Annotated in this window: 13 protein-coding genes; 3 read left to right on the plus strand and 10 right to left on the minus strand. The window is 70.4% G+C overall.

Going from position 1 to position 15194, the window contains the following annotated elements; all coding sequences use genetic code 11:
* Positions 1–50: 50 nt before the first annotated feature.
* Positions 51–1754, plus strand: a complete 1704-nt coding sequence (locus R1Z03_RS09105) for a long-chain fatty acid--CoA ligase (RefSeq protein ID WP_317358875.1) — start codon at positions 51–53, stop codon at positions 1752–1754.
* Positions 1755–1769: 15 nt separating this feature from the next.
* Here the strand turns inward: R1Z03_RS09105 and R1Z03_RS09110 are convergent, their stop codons facing one another.
* Positions 1770–2153, minus strand: a complete 384-nt coding sequence (locus R1Z03_RS09110; protein WP_317358877.1) for a PilZ domain-containing protein — start codon at positions 2151–2153, stop codon at positions 1770–1772.
* A gap of 120 nt (positions 2154–2273) precedes the next feature.
* Here R1Z03_RS09110 and R1Z03_RS09115 point away from each other — a divergent pair, with 120 nt between their 5' ends.
* Positions 2274–3023 carry a 2OG-Fe dioxygenase family protein gene (locus R1Z03_RS09115; protein ID WP_317358879.1) on the plus strand — a complete coding sequence of 250 codons (750 nt, stop codon included), beginning with the start codon at positions 2274–2276 and terminating at the stop codon, positions 3021–3023.
* 135 nt (positions 3024–3158) lie between these two features.
* Entirely contained in the window at positions 3159–3596 is a 438-nt protein-coding gene (locus R1Z03_RS09120) for a universal stress protein (RefSeq protein ID WP_272552433.1), read from the plus strand.
* 125 nt (positions 3597–3721) lie between these two features.
* Here R1Z03_RS09120 and R1Z03_RS09125 read toward each other — a convergent pair whose 3' ends face one another.
* The 9 genes from R1Z03_RS09125 to gcvH form a co-directional block, all read right to left on the minus strand.
* Positions 3722–4705 carry a tripartite tricarboxylate transporter substrate binding protein gene (locus R1Z03_RS09125; protein WP_317358883.1) on the minus strand — a complete coding sequence of 328 codons (984 nt, stop codon included), beginning with the start codon at positions 4703–4705 and terminating at the stop codon, positions 3722–3724.
* 126 nt (positions 4706–4831) lie between these two features.
* Entirely contained in the window at positions 4832–5590 is a 759-nt protein-coding gene (locus R1Z03_RS09130; RefSeq protein WP_317358886.1) for an SDR family NAD(P)-dependent oxidoreductase, read from the minus strand.
* Between the two features lie 133 nt (positions 5591–5723).
* On the minus strand, positions 5724–6425 hold the full coding sequence (locus R1Z03_RS09135) for an RluA family pseudouridine synthase (RefSeq protein WP_317358890.1): 702 nt from the start codon (positions 6423–6425) through the stop codon (positions 5724–5726).
* Complete coding sequence (locus R1Z03_RS09140; protein WP_317358893.1) at positions 6409–8604, minus strand: ATP-binding protein; 2196 nt, start codon at positions 8602–8604, stop codon at positions 6409–6411. The genes R1Z03_RS09135 and R1Z03_RS09140 overlap by 17 nt, the downstream gene beginning before the upstream one ends.
* A 191-nt stretch (positions 8605–8795) precedes the next feature.
* Entirely contained in the window at positions 8796–10133 is a 1338-nt protein-coding gene (locus tag R1Z03_RS09145) for an MFS transporter (protein WP_317358896.1), read from the minus strand.
* 82 nt (positions 10134–10215) lie between these two features.
* The gene (locus tag R1Z03_RS09150; protein ID WP_317358899.1) at positions 10216–11235 is read right to left on the minus strand and encodes a MerR family transcriptional regulator; all 1020 of its coding nucleotides are present in this window, start codon (positions 11233–11235) and stop codon (positions 10216–10218) included.
* 22 nt (positions 11236–11257) lie between these two features.
* Positions 11258–11659: an FKBP-type peptidyl-prolyl cis-trans isomerase gene (locus R1Z03_RS09155; RefSeq protein ID WP_284400293.1), complete on the minus strand. Its 402-nt coding sequence runs from the start codon at positions 11657–11659 to the stop codon at positions 11258–11260.
* A 122-nt stretch (positions 11660–11781) separates the two neighbouring features.
* Positions 11782–14700: an aminomethyl-transferring glycine dehydrogenase gene (gene gcvP, locus R1Z03_RS09160; RefSeq protein WP_317358901.1), complete on the minus strand. Its 2919-nt coding sequence runs from the start codon at positions 14698–14700 to the stop codon at positions 11782–11784.
* A 43-nt stretch (positions 14701–14743) separates the two neighbouring features.
* On the minus strand, positions 14744–15118 hold the full coding sequence (gene gcvH, locus R1Z03_RS09165) for a glycine cleavage system protein GcvH (RefSeq protein ID WP_284426881.1): 375 nt from the start codon (positions 15116–15118) through the stop codon (positions 14744–14746).
* Positions 15119–15194 lie beyond the last annotated feature (76 nt).

Below are 15194 nucleotides of genomic sequence, written 5' to 3' on the forward strand. Positions count from 1 at the left end.
CGGGCCCGGGGCAGGTCACTAGGCTGCAAGCGAAAGGAACCGAATCGCCCATGCCTGCCCACCACGCCTTCTGGCCCCGCCGCCTGCCGCACGCGCTCACGCCGCCCGCCACTTCCCTCTGGGACAACCTGGCGATCAGCGCCCGCCGCTACCCGGACAAGCCGGCACTGGTGTTCTTCGGGCGCACGCTGACCTACCGCGCGCTCGCCGACGGTGCCGAGCGGATGGCAGCGCACCTGCATGCCCTGGGCGTGCGGCAGGGCGACCGCGTCTTGCTGTGCATGCAGAACTGTCCGCAACTGGTGCTGGCGCACTTCGCCATCCTGCGGGCCAACGCGGTCGTCGTGCCGGTCAATCCGATGAACCGGGCGCAGGAACTTACCCACTACATCACCGACCCCGACGCACGCGTGGCCATCACCACGGCCGACCTGGCCCCCGAGCTGGTGCAGGCCAGCGATGCGCTGGCGCCGGGCGCGGGCCTGGCCCACCTGGTGGTGGCGCAGTTCACCGATGCGTTCTCGCCCGAGGAGGCCGGCGCCGACGCGATTCCGCCGGCGTGGCGCGACTGGCTCTGCACCCGCCACCCGCTGCCGGTCCTGGCCGTCGGCCAGGTGCATGCCTGGACGGATGCGCTGGCCTGCACGGCGCCCGCCCCGGATCTCACGGTCGGGCCCGAAGACCTGGCCGTGCTGCCCTACACCAGCGGCACCACCGGCCTGCCCAAGGGCTGCATGCACCCGCACCGCAGCCTGATGCACAACGCCGTGGCCAGCAGCCTGTGGGGCACCGCCACGCCCGAGAGCGTGACGCTGGCCGTCGTGCCCATGTTCCACATCACCGGCATGGTCAGCGTGATGCATTCCTGTATCTACGTGGGGGCCACCCTGGTGCTCATGCCGCGCTGGGACCGGGATCTGGCCGGGCGGCTCATCTCCCGCTACCGCGTGAGCAACTGGACCAACATTCCCACGATGGTGATCGACCTCATGGGCAGCCCGAACTTCGGCCAGTACGACCTGTCCAGCCTGGTGTACATCGGCGGCGGCGGCGCGGCCATGCCGCAGGCGGTGGCGCAACGGCTGTTCGAGCAGTACCGCCTGCGCTACACCGAGGGCTACGGCCTCACCGAGACCGCCGCGCCGTCGCACACCAACCCGCCGGACCACCCCAAGCAGCAGTGCCTGGGCATTCCGTTCATCGGCACCGATGCCCGCATCATCGACCCCGACACGCTGCAGGAACTGCCCGCCGGCGAGCAGGGCGAGATCGTGATCCACGGCCCGGGTGTTTTCAGCGGCTACTGGAAGCTGCCAGGGCCCACGGCCTCGGCCTTCATCGACCTGGACGGCAAGCGGTTCTTCCGCTCGGGCGATCTGGGGCGGGTGGACGACGAGGGGTATTTCTTCCTGACCGACCGGCTCAAGCGGATGATCAACGCCAGCGGCTTCAAGGTCTGGCCGGCCGAGGTGGAGGCGCTCATGTTCCGCCACCCGGCGATTCAGGAGGCCTGCATCATCGCCGCGCGCGACAGCTACCGCGGCGAAACGGTCAAGGCCGTGGTGGTGCTGCGCCAGGAGCACCGCGGGCAGGTGACCGGCGAAGACATCATCGCCTGGTGCCGCGACCACATGGCCGTGTACAAGGTGCCCCGCGTGGTGCAACTGGTGGACGCGCTGCCCAAGAGCGGCAGCGGCAAGGTGATGTGGCGGGCCTTGCAGGAGGCCGAGCTGGCCAGCCCTGCCGCCGCCTGATGGGCCGCGCCGCGCCTATTGCGCCGCGTGCGCGGCAATGAGCTCCGCCAGGTCACGCTCCAGCAGGGCGGGATCGCCCAGCTGCAGCTCGATCACGCGGCGCAGGTGGGTCACGCTGTCCAGGTCCATCGTGCGGCACTGCAGGCCGGCATGCGGGCCTTCGATGTGCACGATGTCGCCGGTCATGGCGATGTGGTCGTTGTCGGCCGACAAGGCGATCACCAACTGGCACGGCGCGCCGGCGGGCAGATTGGCGGCCGCGGGCTCGGCACCCAGGGCGAGCAGCGCGCCTTGCAGCGACAGGTCCAGCACCTGCACGTCGAACGTGCCCAGGCCGGTGGTGAGCAGCGCGGGTGCATCGAAAGCCACACGGACGTAGTGGCGGCGTTCATGGGGCATGGCGGATTCCTGGAATGGCGAAGGCCCCGCCATGCTACTGCACGGTGGTGATGCCGCCAGCGGATGGCTGGCACTTTTGCGCCAGGTTCCAGGGGCGGGCCGGGTTAAGCTTGGCCGCCTATGGCGCACATCACCTTCTCCCCTCCGTACCTGCCACCGGACCAAGTGGCAAGCCATCTGCGCAGCGCCGGCTATGCCGTGCTGCGGCCTGCCGACACCGCGGCGTGGATCGGTTGCCCGCTGGACGAGCTCCAGGCGCTGCACGCCGACTGGAGCGGCCTGCCGCCCGATGAGTTCCTGAAGGACGGCGGGCGGTACCGCCGCCGCCGCCACGCGAGCTTCGTCGCCGATGGCGACAGCGTGCAGGCGGTGCCCCACCGCGCGCACTGGCAGCCGGTGGAATACAACGCGCTGCACGGCGGCATGCAGCGGATGTTCGCGCCGATGCTGGACACCACCGTGGCGCGCCCGGCGTGGCGGCAATTGATCGCCGCGCTGGCCCGCGTGTCGCAGCAGGCCCTGGCCACGCAGCCCGAGCGCTGGTTCGTCGAGGCGCACCAGTTCCGCATCGACACCACCGACGGCATCGGCCGGCCCACGCCCGAGGGCGCGCACCGCGACGGCGTGGATCTGGTGGCGGTTTTCCTCGTCGGCCGCGAGCGGGTCAAGGGCGGCGAGACGCGTATATTCGAAGCGTCCGGGCCCAGCGGGCAGCGCTTCACGCTCAGCGAGCCCTGGTCGCTGATGCTGCTGGACGATGCGCGCATGATCCACGAGACCACGCCCATCCAGCCGCTGGCCGACGGTGGTTTCCGCGACACGCTGGTCGTGACCTGCCGGCGCGGAGGCTTCCAGGACGCGCCGGCCTGAAGGCCATGACTTGATGCGGATCAACGGCCGGCCAACCGGTCGCCGCGACACTGGGGCCTGACGCGGGCACGGATCGCGCAGGCGATCCCCCCGGCCCAGGCCCTGCCTGATCCATCAACCGAAGGAGAAGTAACCATGTTCAAGCACATCCTGATTCCCGTGGACGGCTCGCCGACCTCCATGACCGCCGTATCCAAGGCCGCCGGCCTGGCCAAGGCGTTCGGTGCGGCCGTGACCGCGGTGTACGTGGTGGACCCGTACCCGTTCACGGGTGTGGGCGCGGACTTTGCCTATGGCCAGTCGCAGTACCTGAGCGCTGCGACGGCCGAGGCCAACGTGGCGCTGGACGGCGTCAAGAAGGCCATGCAGGAAGCCGGCGTGCCGGTGACGGCGGTGGTGGGCGAGGGCCATGCGGTGCACGACGGCATCCTGCGTGCGCTGGAGACCAGCCAGGCCGACCTGATCGTGATGGGCTCGCATGGCCGCCGCGGCCTGGAAAAGCTGGTGCTGGGCAGCGTGACGCAGCGCGTGCTGGGCGCGGTGCACGTGCCCGTGCTGGTGGTGCGCGACTGATCGCCAGTCGATGCCATGGGGGCCGGCGTTGACCCGGCCCTCAAAGCAAAACGGCTCCCTCGGGAGCCGTTTTGCATGGGGCGCGTTGCCTGCAGGCAGCAGGGGGCACAAGGCCCGTGCCGCACCTATTCGATCTTCGCGCCGGAGGCTTCCACGATACCCTTCCACTTCGCGTAGTCGGTCTTGAGCAGCGTGGAGAACTGCGCAGCCGACAGCGACTCGGGCTCGGCGCCCTGGGCCTGGATGGCGGCCTGCATCTCCGGCGAGGCCAGCAGCTTGTTGACCTCGGCGTTCACCGTGGTCACCACGTTGGCGGGCGTGCCGGCCGGCGCGAAGATGCCATACCACGAACTCACGTCGAAGCCCTTGTAGCCCGACTCGGCCACGGTGGGCACGTCGGGCAGCGACGAGCTGCGCTTGGCCGAGGTGACGGCCAGCGGGCGCAGCTTGCCCGACTTGATCTGGCCCATCGCCGAGGGCACGGAGGACACCAGCAGGTCCACATTGCCCGCCAGCGCGTCCATCAGTGCGGGGTTGGAGCCCTTGTAGGGAATGTGGCTCAGCTTGATGCCCGCGGCCTTCTCGAACAGGTCGCCGGCCAGGTGGATGGTGGTGCCGTTGCCGGGTGAGCCGTAGGTGATCTTGCCGGGTTCGGCGCGGGCGGCGGCCACCACGTCGGCCAGGGTCTTGAAGCGGGAGTTGGCGCCGGTGGCGATGATCACCGGCGTGTAGGCCACGTGGGCCACGGCGACCAGGTCCTTGGTCGGGTCCCAGGACAGGTTCTTATAGAGCCAGGGCGCGACGACCAGGTTGTCCTTCTGGCCCATCACCAGGTCGTAACCGGTGGGGGCGGCCTTCACGGCCTCGGTGATGCCGATGGTGCCGCCGGCGCCCGCGCGGTTGTCGGGCACCACGGTCCACTTGGTCACCTCGGTCAGCTTGGTGGCCACCAGGCGCGAGAGGATGTCGGTGCCGCCGCCGGGCGGGAAGGGCACGATCAGGCGCACCGGCTTGGTGGGGTAGGTGGCGGCGGGAGGGGGCGTCTGCGCCTGGGCGGTGGCGCCCAGCGCCAGGGCGAGCGCGGTGAAGGAAAGCAGGCTGCGGATCATCGGTCGTGTCTCCATTTTTTGCGGGGGAAGTTCAAGCCAGTCGATGCAAGGCAAAAAAGGCCTTCAGCGCAATATTATCTAGGGCATATTGCTATTGAAAGCATAGCGTTTGCACGGGGGTGGCCCTCAGGCGTCGCGCACGTCGGCCACGGGCGTTTCGCCGAAGTCGGCACGCTCCAGCCAGGCCAGCACGCGCGCCGCCGCATCGGCGGGCGAGGTGAGCTGGCCGCCCGACTTGAGGTTGGCGAAGTTCTGCACATCGGGGAAGTCGGCGGCGCTCGCATCGCGCAGGTGGGCCTGCATGTCGGTGTCGATCACGCCGGGCGCGAGCGAGCACACCTTGGCGCCGTTCGGCTTGGCGGCCTCGTCCAGCGCCAGGCAGCGGGTGAAGTGGTCCATGCCCGCCTTGGCGGCGCAATAGGCGGCCTGCGAGGCCATCGCGCGGCGCCCCAGGCCCGATGATATGTTCAGCACCTTGCGCGGCACCGGCCAGTTCTCGGTGGCGCCCAGGAAGGCGCCGCTCAGCTGCATCGGGGCCTCCAGCCCGACGCGCAGCGCGTGCGCCAGGTCGGCCGGGTCGCTGCCCGAGAGCGGTGCGATGCGCGGCACCACGCCGGCGTTGTTGATGAGGGTGGCGCTGGCGTACTCGCCGGCCGGCACGTTGGCCAGCCAGGTGCGCAGGCGGGCCGCGGCGTGCAGGCCCTGGGACAGGTCCTGCTCCCACTGCTCGAGCGTGGCGCCGGCCTGCGCGGCTTCGGCGGCGAGCTCGGGATGGGCGTTGCGGGACAGGGTGAGCAGCGCGTGGCCGGGCTGCAGCAGCTGGCGGGCCATCGCCAGGCCCATGCCGCGCGAGGCGCCGGTCAAGATCGTGAGGTGTTTTGGCATCCGGCGATGGTACTGCGTGGACTGCGGGCGTGGCCGGCGGGGGCTTCGAGGGCGCGCCGGTTTCCGCGGCCCAGCACGCTATTAAAAATATAGCGATATGCCCTGGTGTTGATTGTGCTGGTGGCCCGAAACACTAAAAGGGCGTGGGGCACGAAAACGCCATGGGCTGCCCGGTGCGCGGATGCGTGAACGCCACCTGGCGCGCATGCAGCAGCAGGCGCGGCGCGCGGGCCTGCACCGCCCCTGGCGCATACAGCGCATCGCCCAGGATCGGGTGGCCGATGGCCGCCAGGTGCACGCGCAGCTGGTGGGTGCGGCCGGTCACGGGCTGCAGTTCGACGCGGGTGGTGTGGGCGGCGGTGTCGTGGGCGAGCACGCGCCAGTGGGTCAGGCTCGGCTTGCCCTGTGCGGCGTCGATCACGCGCAGCGGGCGGCGCTCCCAGTCGGCGGCGATCGGCAGGTCGATCGCCTGCCAGCCGCCGGCGGTCCCATCGGCGGCGGGCGGCGCGGGCGCCGGGCCCTGCACCACGGCCTCGTAGCGCTTGTCCACCTGCCGTGCGGCGAAGGCATCGCCCAGCGTGCGCTGGGCCGTCGCGTGCCGCGCCATGAGCACGATGCCGGAGGTCGCCTGGTCCAGCCGGTGCACCACCAGGGCGTCCGGCCAGTGCTGCAGCGCACGGGCGCTCAGGCAGTCCTGCTTGTCGGGGCCGCGCCCCGGCACGCACAGCAGACCCGAGGGCTTGGCCAGCACCAGCAGGTCGTCGTCGGCGTACAGGCAATCGGGCGGCGGTGCGGCTTCCCCGGCGCCTGGCGCCGCCTCAGTGGCGTCCGCCATCGGCCGGGTCATCGGGGCCCTTGGCCGTGCCATGCACCAGCTGGTGCACGGTGGCGCAAAGCTCTTCCACGTCGTTGGGCTTGTGGATGAGGGCGCTCGCGCCTTCGGCCAGGGCCGACTGTTCGATCTCCGCGGTGACGTGGCCCGAGGCCAGGGCCACCGGCAGGTCAGGGCGGATGCGCTTGGCCTCGCGCACCAGGTCCACGCCGCAGTAGCCGGGCATGTTGTAGTCGGTCACCAGCAGGTCGTAGTTGCGCGGGTCGGCGCGCAGGGCCTCGGTGGCTTCGTGCGGATCGGTGAACCCGGTCACCTGGTAGCCGCGGCGGCGCAGCAGGCGCCGCACGAGGAAGACCAGCGCCTCGTCGTCGTCCACGTACATCACGTGGCGCGTGCGCTCGTCCGCGCTCTGCACGGGCGGCGGGGCGGCGGGCTGGGGGGCGTGCGGCGGCGCGCTCGGTGCCGAATCCGGCGCCACGGGGAAGTAAAGCGTGAAGCGGCTGCCTTCGCCGGGAGCGCTGTGCACATCCACCGCGCCGCCGTGCGTGCGCATCACGCCGTGCACCACGGCCAGGCCCAGGCCCGTGCCCTGGCCCACGGGCTTGGTGGTGAAGAAGGGCTCGAAGATGCGCTGCTGCGTGGCCGCGTCGATGCCCGGGCCGTTGTCCACCACGGTGAGCGCGACGTACTCGCCCAGGGGCAGGCCCAGGCGCTCGCACAGCCGCAGGTCGGGCTCCAGGGCCGAGGCCTCCATGCTGACGATGCCGCGCGCCTCGCCGATCGCATGGATGGCGTTGGTGCACAGGTTGAGCAGCGCCTGCTCGACCTGGGTGGCGTCGGCCAGCACGGGCGGCAGCCCCGCATCCAGGCGCATGCGCAGCTCGATGGCGGGCGGCAGGGTCACGCGCAGCAGCCGCTCGGTGTCGTGCATGGCGTCGTGCACGCTCACGGCGGTGCGCTGCGGCGGCTCGTTGCGGCTGAAGGTGAGGATCTGGCGCACCAGGTCGCGCGCGCGCCGGCCGGCCTTGTCGATCTCGCGCAGGCTCTCCAGCACGGGCGAGGCGGCGTCGCAGTCGGCCTTGGCCAGTTCGACATTGCCCAGGATGGCGCTCAGGATGTTGTTGAAGTCGTGGGCGATGCCACCGGCCATGGTGCCCACGGCCTGCATCTTGTGCGACTCGCGCAGCTGCGCTTCCAGCTCGCTGCGGTGGGCTTCGGCCTTCTTGCGGCCGGTGAGGTCGCGCGCGAAGACGGTGGTGGTCTCGCCCTCGGCATGGCGCTCGAACGACATGCTCACCTCCACCGCCAGCTCCTTGCCGCTGGCGGTGCAGGCCACCATCTCGCCCAGCACGGCCTGCGTGGTGAGCTGCGCGAACGCCAGCGCCTGCGCCGCATCGGGCAGGAAGCGGTCGAGCCGGCTGCCCATGGCGTCGGCCGTGGCGCACTGGAACAGCGCGGCCGCCGTGGGGTTGAAGACGGTGATGCGCTGGTGCTGGTCCACGCACAGGATGGCATCGAGGGCGGAGTTGATCACCGCCTCCAGCCGCCGCTCGCTGGCGTGCAGCTGGGCATTGCGCTCCTGCAGGGCCTGGGCGCTTTGCTGCAGCGCCTGGCGCTCGGTGAGCAACGGTCCCTGGTCGATCACGGCGCACAGGAACTGCAGCACCGGCGGGCCGCTTTCCTGGGGCGCCTCGATGCGGGCGATGTGCAGGTCGCCGGTGATGGTGCCGCCCGAGCCCACGGGAAACACCACCTCGGTGGCCTCGCTGTGGCCGAGTTCGCGCGCCTGCGCGAAGGCCTCGCGCACGCGTTCGGCGTCGGCCGCGCTCACGAACGGCATGAGCGAGGTGACGGGACGGTCGGCCTCGGTGGGCTGGAAGGAGCGGTGCGCCATGGAGTTGGCCTGCACCACCATGTCATGTTCGTCGAGCACCATGAGCGACAGCGGCACGCTGGCGAACAGCGTCTCGAAGCGCTCCGAGGCGCTTTCCGCCGCGGCCTGGCTGTAGCGCAGCACCTTGTTCTGCACCTCCAGCTCGGCCTGGTAGGCGCGCAATTCGCCGATCAGCGCGGCCACGGGGCCCTCGGCCCGGCTCGCGGGCGCGCGGCGCTCGGGCGGAATGGGCGCGGGCGGGTTCTCCGAACCCGGGGGCAGGAGCAGGGAAAGATCAGGACGGCTCATGGGCGGGGCAGCGACGGCAGGCAGAGCGGCAGCGGCGCCAGCGCCGCACGGAAGGGGCTCAGTGTACGCCCGCCCCTGGGTGCCGGCCAGCCGGTGGCCTGCTGCAGGAAGTGCCTTTCACGCGGCGGCGCGGCGAAGCCCTTTCCGGCCATCGGCAAGCGTCCACCGGGCCGGTGACGCCACGCCGCGGTTCAGCGCGGCACGGTGCCCGGCGCGTCGTTCACCTGCCGCAGCGGCGTGAGCAGGAAGGCCAGCGCCGCCACCGCCACCAGCGCGCCGCCGCAGGCCGCGAACAGCTGGGCCAGCGTGATGCCCTTCATGGCCCAGCCCGTGGTGGCGGCGGAGATCGGCGCCAGCCCCATGAAGATGAACATGAACAGCGCCATCGCCCGGCCGATGAGTGCCGGCGGCACCCGCTGCTGGATCCACGTGAAGATGCGCACCTGCATGAAGCCGCCCAGCAGGCCGATGGCCAGCATGAGCGCAACCCCTTGCCAGAGGGCGCCGATTACGCCCATGGGCATGAACAGCAGGCCGATGGTGGCGTCGAATGCCAGCAGCGTCATCCCCAGGCTGCCCCAGCGCAGGCGCGGCAGCATGCCCGAGGCCACCATGCCCGCGAGCGTGCCGGCACCGTGGGCGCCCACCAGCGCGCCGAACGCGGCGGCGCCCAGGTGGGGCAGGCTGCTCGCCAGCACCGGCATGGCGATGTGCAGCGGCCCCATGATGAGCACCGCCACGGCGCTCCAGTAGAGAAAGCAGGTGCGCAATTCGCGGTCGCGCCAGAAGTGCGCCAGGCCCTGCGCCACCGAAGCCAGCACCGCGGGCGGGGCGGTGCCCTGTCCGGCGGGGCGGTTGGGACTGGCGGATGTGGCTGGCGCCGTGGCCAGCAGGCGCACTTTCGACAGCGTCCAGGCCGACACGCCGAAGCTGAGCGCATCGAGCCCGAAGGCAATGCCGATGCCCGTCGCGTTGGCCATGGTGCCGGCGCCGTCCGCACGGCTGCCGTCGCCGAACAGGGCGATCAGCAGGCCGGCCAGCAGCGGCCCCAGGAACATCGTGAGCTGCCGCAGGCCCATGCTGATGCCGTTGGCCGCCTGCAGCTGCGTGCGCGGCACCACGTGCGGCAGCATGGCCGTGCCGGCTGGGATGCTGAAGGCGGTGGCCAGGCCGATGGCCAGCGACAGTGCATAGACCATCCACAGCGTGAGCGCACCCGTCAGCACCAGCCCGCTGAGCACGCCCAGCAGGGCCAGGTTGGCGTATTTGGTGCGCATCAGCACCTGCTTGGGCGAGTGGCGGTCCACCAGGGCGCCGCCGATCAGGATGAACAGCGCGCGCGGCACGCTCATGAGGGCCAGCACCGTTCCGAGCACCAGGGTGTCGCCGGTCATCTGCAGCACGAGCCAGGGCAGGGCGATGAGCGTGAACTGGTCGCCCAGCAGGGTGAGGGCCGTGCCGCTGACCATCCAGCGGAAGTTGGAGTCCTGCAGCAATGCGGCGCGCGGGTGGTGGGGCGAAGGGGTCATGGGTCGGTCCGTTGGCTGCGCAGGGGCAGCGATGGGGGCCGACTGTGAAGCCTCACGTAGCGTGAGGGTCAAGCCATTTTTTTCAGGGCGATGGCGCGGCGGCCGGCAGGCGTGGCACGGCGTGCAGGTAGTTGCGCACGGGCTCGCTCAAGGGGGAGCCGGCGCGCAGCAGGGGCTCGCTGGCCGATGCGCGCATCAGCTTGGCGCGCAGCCCCGCGTCGTGGCGGCAAAGGGTGCCGAACAGGGTGTCCCAATGCGCGGCGGCCGCCCGCGCGCGCGGATGGCCCGGGGGAATGCCCTGGTCCAGCAACTGCTGCACTTCCTGTTCCAGGTGCTGCCATTGCGTGTGGTGTACCTGGCCCAGCCGGCGCAGGTCGTCACGGTCCAGGTAGCGCAGCAGCAGGTCCATGCGCAATTGGATGGCGCCTTCGATGTACCGGATCATGTCGCCCGGCGGCGCATGGTTGCGGCCCTGGGTGCTGGGCTCGGTGCGGAACATGTGGCCCCAGCGTTCCAGCAGGTCCATGTCGCCGTCCATCCAGTGCAGCATCAGCGCCATCCATCGGTAGGCCAGCGCCTGGACTGCGGGCGCATCGATCGGCAGGCCCTCGTCCATGGCCTGGCGCACCTGGTCCCTGACGACCAGCCAGTCCGCTTCGATGCGGTGCCAATGGGAGAAGATGTGCTTGAGCTCGGCCGCGCTGAAGTATTTGCCGTAGGTGGCCATGAGCGCCAGCGCCTGCAGCCAGTCGCCCATGTCGGGCTCGGCGCCGGCCTCCAGCCCGTCGCGCAGCAGCGACAGGCGGCCGCGCAGCTCGGTGGCCTGCGCGATCTGCTGGTCCAGCGCGCGGATCTGCTGCCCGATGATCTGCTCGGGCGCCATGCCGTCGCCCGCCAGCAGGGCCGCGATGTCGCTGAGCGGCAGGCCCATCTGTCGCAGCGTCTGGATGCCGTGCAGCCGCTGCACGTCGGACGGGCTATAGAGGCGGTAACCCGCCTCGGACCGGCCCGAGGGCTTGAGCAAACCCACCTCGTCGTAATGGTGCAGCGTGCGCACCGTGAGGCCGGTGCGCCGGGCCAGCTCGCCGACCTGGAGCAGCATGGATGGCGGGCCCTCGGACGGGTCAGCGGACCGAGATCAGTTCGATTTCGAAGTTCAGCGTGGCGTTGGGGGGAATGACGCCGCCCGCGCCGCGCTCGCCGTAGGCGATGGCCGGCGGGCAGGTCAGCTTGGCCTTGCCGCCCGGCTTCATGCGCTGCACGCCTTCGGTCCAGCAGGGAATGACGCGGTTGAGCGGAAACTCGGTGGGCTCGCCGCGCTTGTAGGAGCTGTCGAACTCCTTGCCGTCCGGCAGCGTGCCCTTGTAGTGCACCTTGACGGTGTCCGTGGCCTTGGGCGAGGTGCCGGTGCCTTCTTTCAGCGACTCGTACACCAGCCCGCTGGGCAGGGTGACGGGGGCGGTCTGCGCCATGGCGGCGGGAACGATCACAAGCCCGGCAAGCAGGGCGCACAAGGAATTTCGCACGAAAGCATCTCCTAAAAAAAAAGGTAGCCCGCGATCTTAAAGAGTCTGCCCGCGGCCCTGTCACCCCATGTTGGAGGGCCAGGCCGGCCGGGCCCGTGGCGCGGCCGGCGCACCCCTCTCCGTCACGCGTAGTCGCTCACTGGAATGCAGCTGCACGACAGGTTGCGGTCGCCCCAGACGTTGTCCACGCGGCCGACCGGCGACCAATACTTGCTGCGGCGCAAGGCGTCCACCGGAAAGGCCGCGGTCTCGCGGGCGTAGGGCCGCGTCCAGTCCGGGGCGAGCAGGCTCTCGGCCGTGTGGGGCGCGTGCTTGAGCGGGTTGTCGTCCTGCGGCCAGGCGCCGGATTCGATCTGGCGGATCTCCTCGCGGATGGCGATCATCGCGTCGATGAAGCGGTCCAGCTCGGACAGCGTTTCGCTTTCGGTGGGCTCCACCATCAGCGTGTTGGGCACCGGGAACGACAGCGTGGGCGCATGGAAGCCGTAGTCGATCAGGCGCTTGGCCACGTCCTCGGCCATCACGCCGCTGGTTTCCTTCAGGCCCCGCAGATCCAGGATGCACTCGTGGGCCACGTGGCCGTTGGCGCTCGCGTACAGCGTGGGGTAATGGTCCTTCAGACGCGCGCTGATGTAGTTGGCCGACAGGATGGCCGTCTCGGTCGCGGCCTGCAGGCCCTCGGCGCCCATCATGCGGATGTACATCCAGCTGATCGGCAGCACGGCGGCATTGCCCAGCGGGGCGGAGCTGACCGCGCCCACGCCGTTGGCAGCGTTCGCGTCGGCACCCAGGGCGCCTTGCGCGGCCGCGGTGCGGTGGCCCGGCAGGTAGGGCACCAGGTCGGCCACCACGCACACGGGGCCGACGCCGGGGCCGCCGCCGCCGTGCGGGATGCAGAAGGTCTTGTGCAGGTTCAGGTGGCTCACGTCGCCGCCGAATTCGCCGGGGGCGGCCACGCCCACCAGGGCGTTCATGTTGGCGCCGTCCACGTACACGCGCCCGCCGTGCTGGTGCACCAGCGCGCACAGCTCCTTCACCTGCGTTTCGAACACGCCGTGCGTGCTGGGGTAGGTGATCATCACGCAGGCCAGGTGCGCGCTGTGCTGCTCGCACTTGGCGCGCAGGTCGGCCAGGTCCACATTGCCGTTGGCATCGCAGGCCGTCACCACCACCTGCATGCCCACCATCTGGGCGCTGGCGGGGTTGGTGCCGTGCGCGCTGCTGGGGATCAGGCAGATGTTGCGGTGGCCCTCGCCCTGGGCCGCGTGGTAGGCCTTGATGGCCAGCAGGCCGGCGTATTCGCCCTGCGAGCCCGCGTTGGGCTGCAGGCTGATGCCGGCGTAGCCCGTGGCCTCGCACAGCCAGGCGCGCAACTGTTCGTCGAGCAGGCGGTAGCCCCGCTGCTGGTCGGCCGGGGCGAAGGGGTGCACGTTGGCGAATTCGGGCCAGGTGATGGGGATCATCTCGCTGGTCGCGTTCAGCTTCATGGTGCAGCTGCCCAGCGGGATCATGCTGCGGTCCAGCGCCAGGTCCTTGTCGGACAGCTGGCGGATGTAGCGCAGCATGCCGGTCTCGGAATGGTGGGTGTTGAATACCGGGTGCGTGAGGAAGGCGCTGGTGCGGCGCAGCCCCGTGGGGATCAGCGGCTCCACGCCCTTCTCGAAGGCGGCGAAGGTGGGCAGCGCCTGGCCGTCCCGGGCGAACACCTTCCACAGCAGCTCGATGTCGGCACGCGTGGTGGTCTCGTCCAGCGAGATGCACAGGTAGTTCTCGAAATAGACGCGCAGGTTGGCGCCCAGCGAGACGGCGCGGGCCGCGATGGCTTGCGTCGCGCCTTCGGTGTGCAGCGACAGCGTGTCGAAGGCGGCCTGCGGGCGCAGCGGCGCACCCAGTTGCTCCAGCCCCTTGGCCAGGATGGCGGCGTAGGCGGCCACGCGCTGGGCGATGCGCATCAGGCCCTGGGGCCCGTGGTAGACGGCGTACATGCTGGCCACCACGGCGGGCAGCACCTGGGCCGTGCAGATGTTGGAGGTGGCCTTTTCGCGGCGGATGTGCTGCTCGCGCGTCTGCAGCGCCAGGCGGTAGGCGGGCTTGCCGTGCACGTCCACGCTCACGCCGACCAGGCGGCCGGGCAGGGAGCGCTTGTACTCGTCGCGGCAGGCCATGAAGGCGGCGTGCGGGCCGCCCGCGCCCATGGGCATGCCGAAGCGCTGCGTGGTGCCCACCACAATGTCCGCACCCCATTCGCCGGGCGGCGTGATGAGGGTGAGGGCCAGCAGGTCGGCCGCGGCGATGAAGGCCGCGCCCTTGGCATGCGCCTTGGCGGCATCGGCCGCCAGGTCGTCGATGCGGCCGCTGGTGGCGGGGTACTGCGCCAGCACGGCGAAGTAGTCGCCGTCCAGCGCGTCATTCCACTCGGCCAGCGAATTGGCCAGCACCACCTCGATGCCCAGCGGCGCGGCGCGCGTCTGGATCACCTCGATGGTCTGCGGGTGCGCGTCGCCGGCCACGATGAAGCGCGTGCTTTTCGATTTGACCGAGCGCTTGGCCAGCGTCATGGCCTCGGCCGCCGCGGTGGCCTCGTCCAGCATGGAGGCGTTGGCGATGGGCATGGCCGTGAGGTCGCACACCATGGTCTGGAAGTTGACCAGCGCCTCCATGCGGCCCTGCGAGATCTCGGCCTGGTACGGCGTGTAGGCCGTGTACCAGGCGGGGTTCTCCAGGATGTTGCGCAGGATGACGCCGGGCGTGTGCGTGCCGTGGTAGCCCTGGCCGATGAAGCTGCGCAGCACCTGGTTCTGTGCGGCGATGGCCTTCAGTTCGGCCAGTGCCGCGGCTTCCGTCGTGGCGGGCGGCAGGTCCATGGTCCGGCTGCGCGCGATGGAGCGCGGCACGATGCCGTCCACCAGCGCGCGGCGCGAGGCCTCGCCGATGGCGGAGAGCATGTGCTGTTCGTCCGCCCCGTCGATGCCGATGTGGCGGGGCAGGAACTCGGTGGCGTTTTCAAGCGCGCCAAGCGGCAGGGCGGATTGCATCAGCATGGAAGAGGACCGTGGACGGAAAAAGAAAGGGGAAGGAAAAGGCTCAGGCGTTCTTGGCGAAATCGGTGTAGGCCGTTTCGTCCATCAGGCCGGACAACTGGGCCGGCTCGGACAGCTTGACCTTGAAGAACCAGCCGGCGTTCAAGGGATCGGAGTTGGCGAGCGAGGGGTCGGCGCGCAGCGCCTCGTTCACTTCCACCACCTCGCCCGAGACGGGCATGTACACATCGGCGGCGGCCTTGACGGACTCGACCACGCCGGCCACTTCGCCCTGCGAGAAGGTCTTGCCGACTTCGGGCAGGTCCACGAACACCACGTCGCCCAGGGCATCCTGGGCATGGACGGTGATGCCGACCACGGCGGCGTTGGCATCGGCGGCGTCGATCCACTCGTGATCGCGGGAGTATTGAACGGTCATGGGGGCTCCTGAAAAATGAAGAAAAGGAATCTGGAATGTAGCGGTGGCCGCCGCCTTGGCGGTGGCCCCGGCTGCC

Origin of the sequence: Acidovorax sp. BLS4, from assembly GCF_032929295.1 — a bacterium.
Taxonomy (GTDB): Bacteria; Pseudomonadota; Gammaproteobacteria; order Burkholderiales; family Burkholderiaceae_C; genus Paracidovorax.

What these genes read in the sequence shown, in the direction of transcription:
- R1Z03_RS09135 (WP_317358890.1), bottom strand. Translation starts at nt 6,425, where the DNA reads ATGGCGGACGCCACTGAGGCGGCGCCAGGCGCCGGGGAAGCCGCACCG.
- R1Z03_RS09120 (WP_272552433.1), top strand. Translation starts at nt 3,159, where the DNA reads ATGTTCAAGCACATCCTGATTCCCGTGGACGGCTCGCCGACCTCCATG.
- R1Z03_RS09115 (WP_317358879.1), top strand. Translation starts at nt 2,274, where the DNA reads ATGGCGCACATCACCTTCTCCCCTCCGTACCTGCCACCGGACCAAGTG.
- R1Z03_RS09150 (WP_317358899.1), bottom strand. Translation starts at nt 11,235, where the DNA reads ATGCTGCTCCAGGTCGGCGAGCTGGCCCGGCGCACCGGCCTCACGGTG.
- R1Z03_RS09140 (WP_317358893.1), bottom strand. Translation starts at nt 8,604, where the DNA reads ATGAGCCGTCCTGATCTTTCCCTGCTCCTGCCCCCGGGTTCGGAGAAC.
- R1Z03_RS09145 (WP_317358896.1), bottom strand. Translation starts at nt 10,133, where the DNA reads ATGACCCCTTCGCCCCACCACCCGCGCGCCGCATTGCTGCAGGACTCC.
- gcvP (WP_317358901.1), bottom strand. Translation starts at nt 14,700, where the DNA reads ATGCTGATGCAATCCGCCCTGCCGCTTGGCGCGCTTGAAAACGCCACC.
- R1Z03_RS09125 (WP_317358883.1), bottom strand. Translation starts at nt 4,705, where the DNA reads ATGATCCGCAGCCTGCTTTCCTTCACCGCGCTCGCCCTGGCGCTGGGC.
- gcvH (WP_284426881.1), bottom strand. Translation starts at nt 15,118, where the DNA reads ATGACCGTTCAATACTCCCGCGATCACGAGTGGATCGACGCCGCCGAT.
- R1Z03_RS09105 (WP_317358875.1), top strand. Translation starts at nt 51, where the DNA reads ATGCCTGCCCACCACGCCTTCTGGCCCCGCCGCCTGCCGCACGCGCTC.
- R1Z03_RS09130 (WP_317358886.1), bottom strand. Translation starts at nt 5,590, where the DNA reads ATGCCAAAACACCTCACGATCTTGACCGGCGCCTCGCGCGGCATGGGC.
- R1Z03_RS09110 (WP_317358877.1), bottom strand. Translation starts at nt 2,153, where the DNA reads ATGCCCCATGAACGCCGCCACTACGTCCGTGTGGCTTTCGATGCACCC.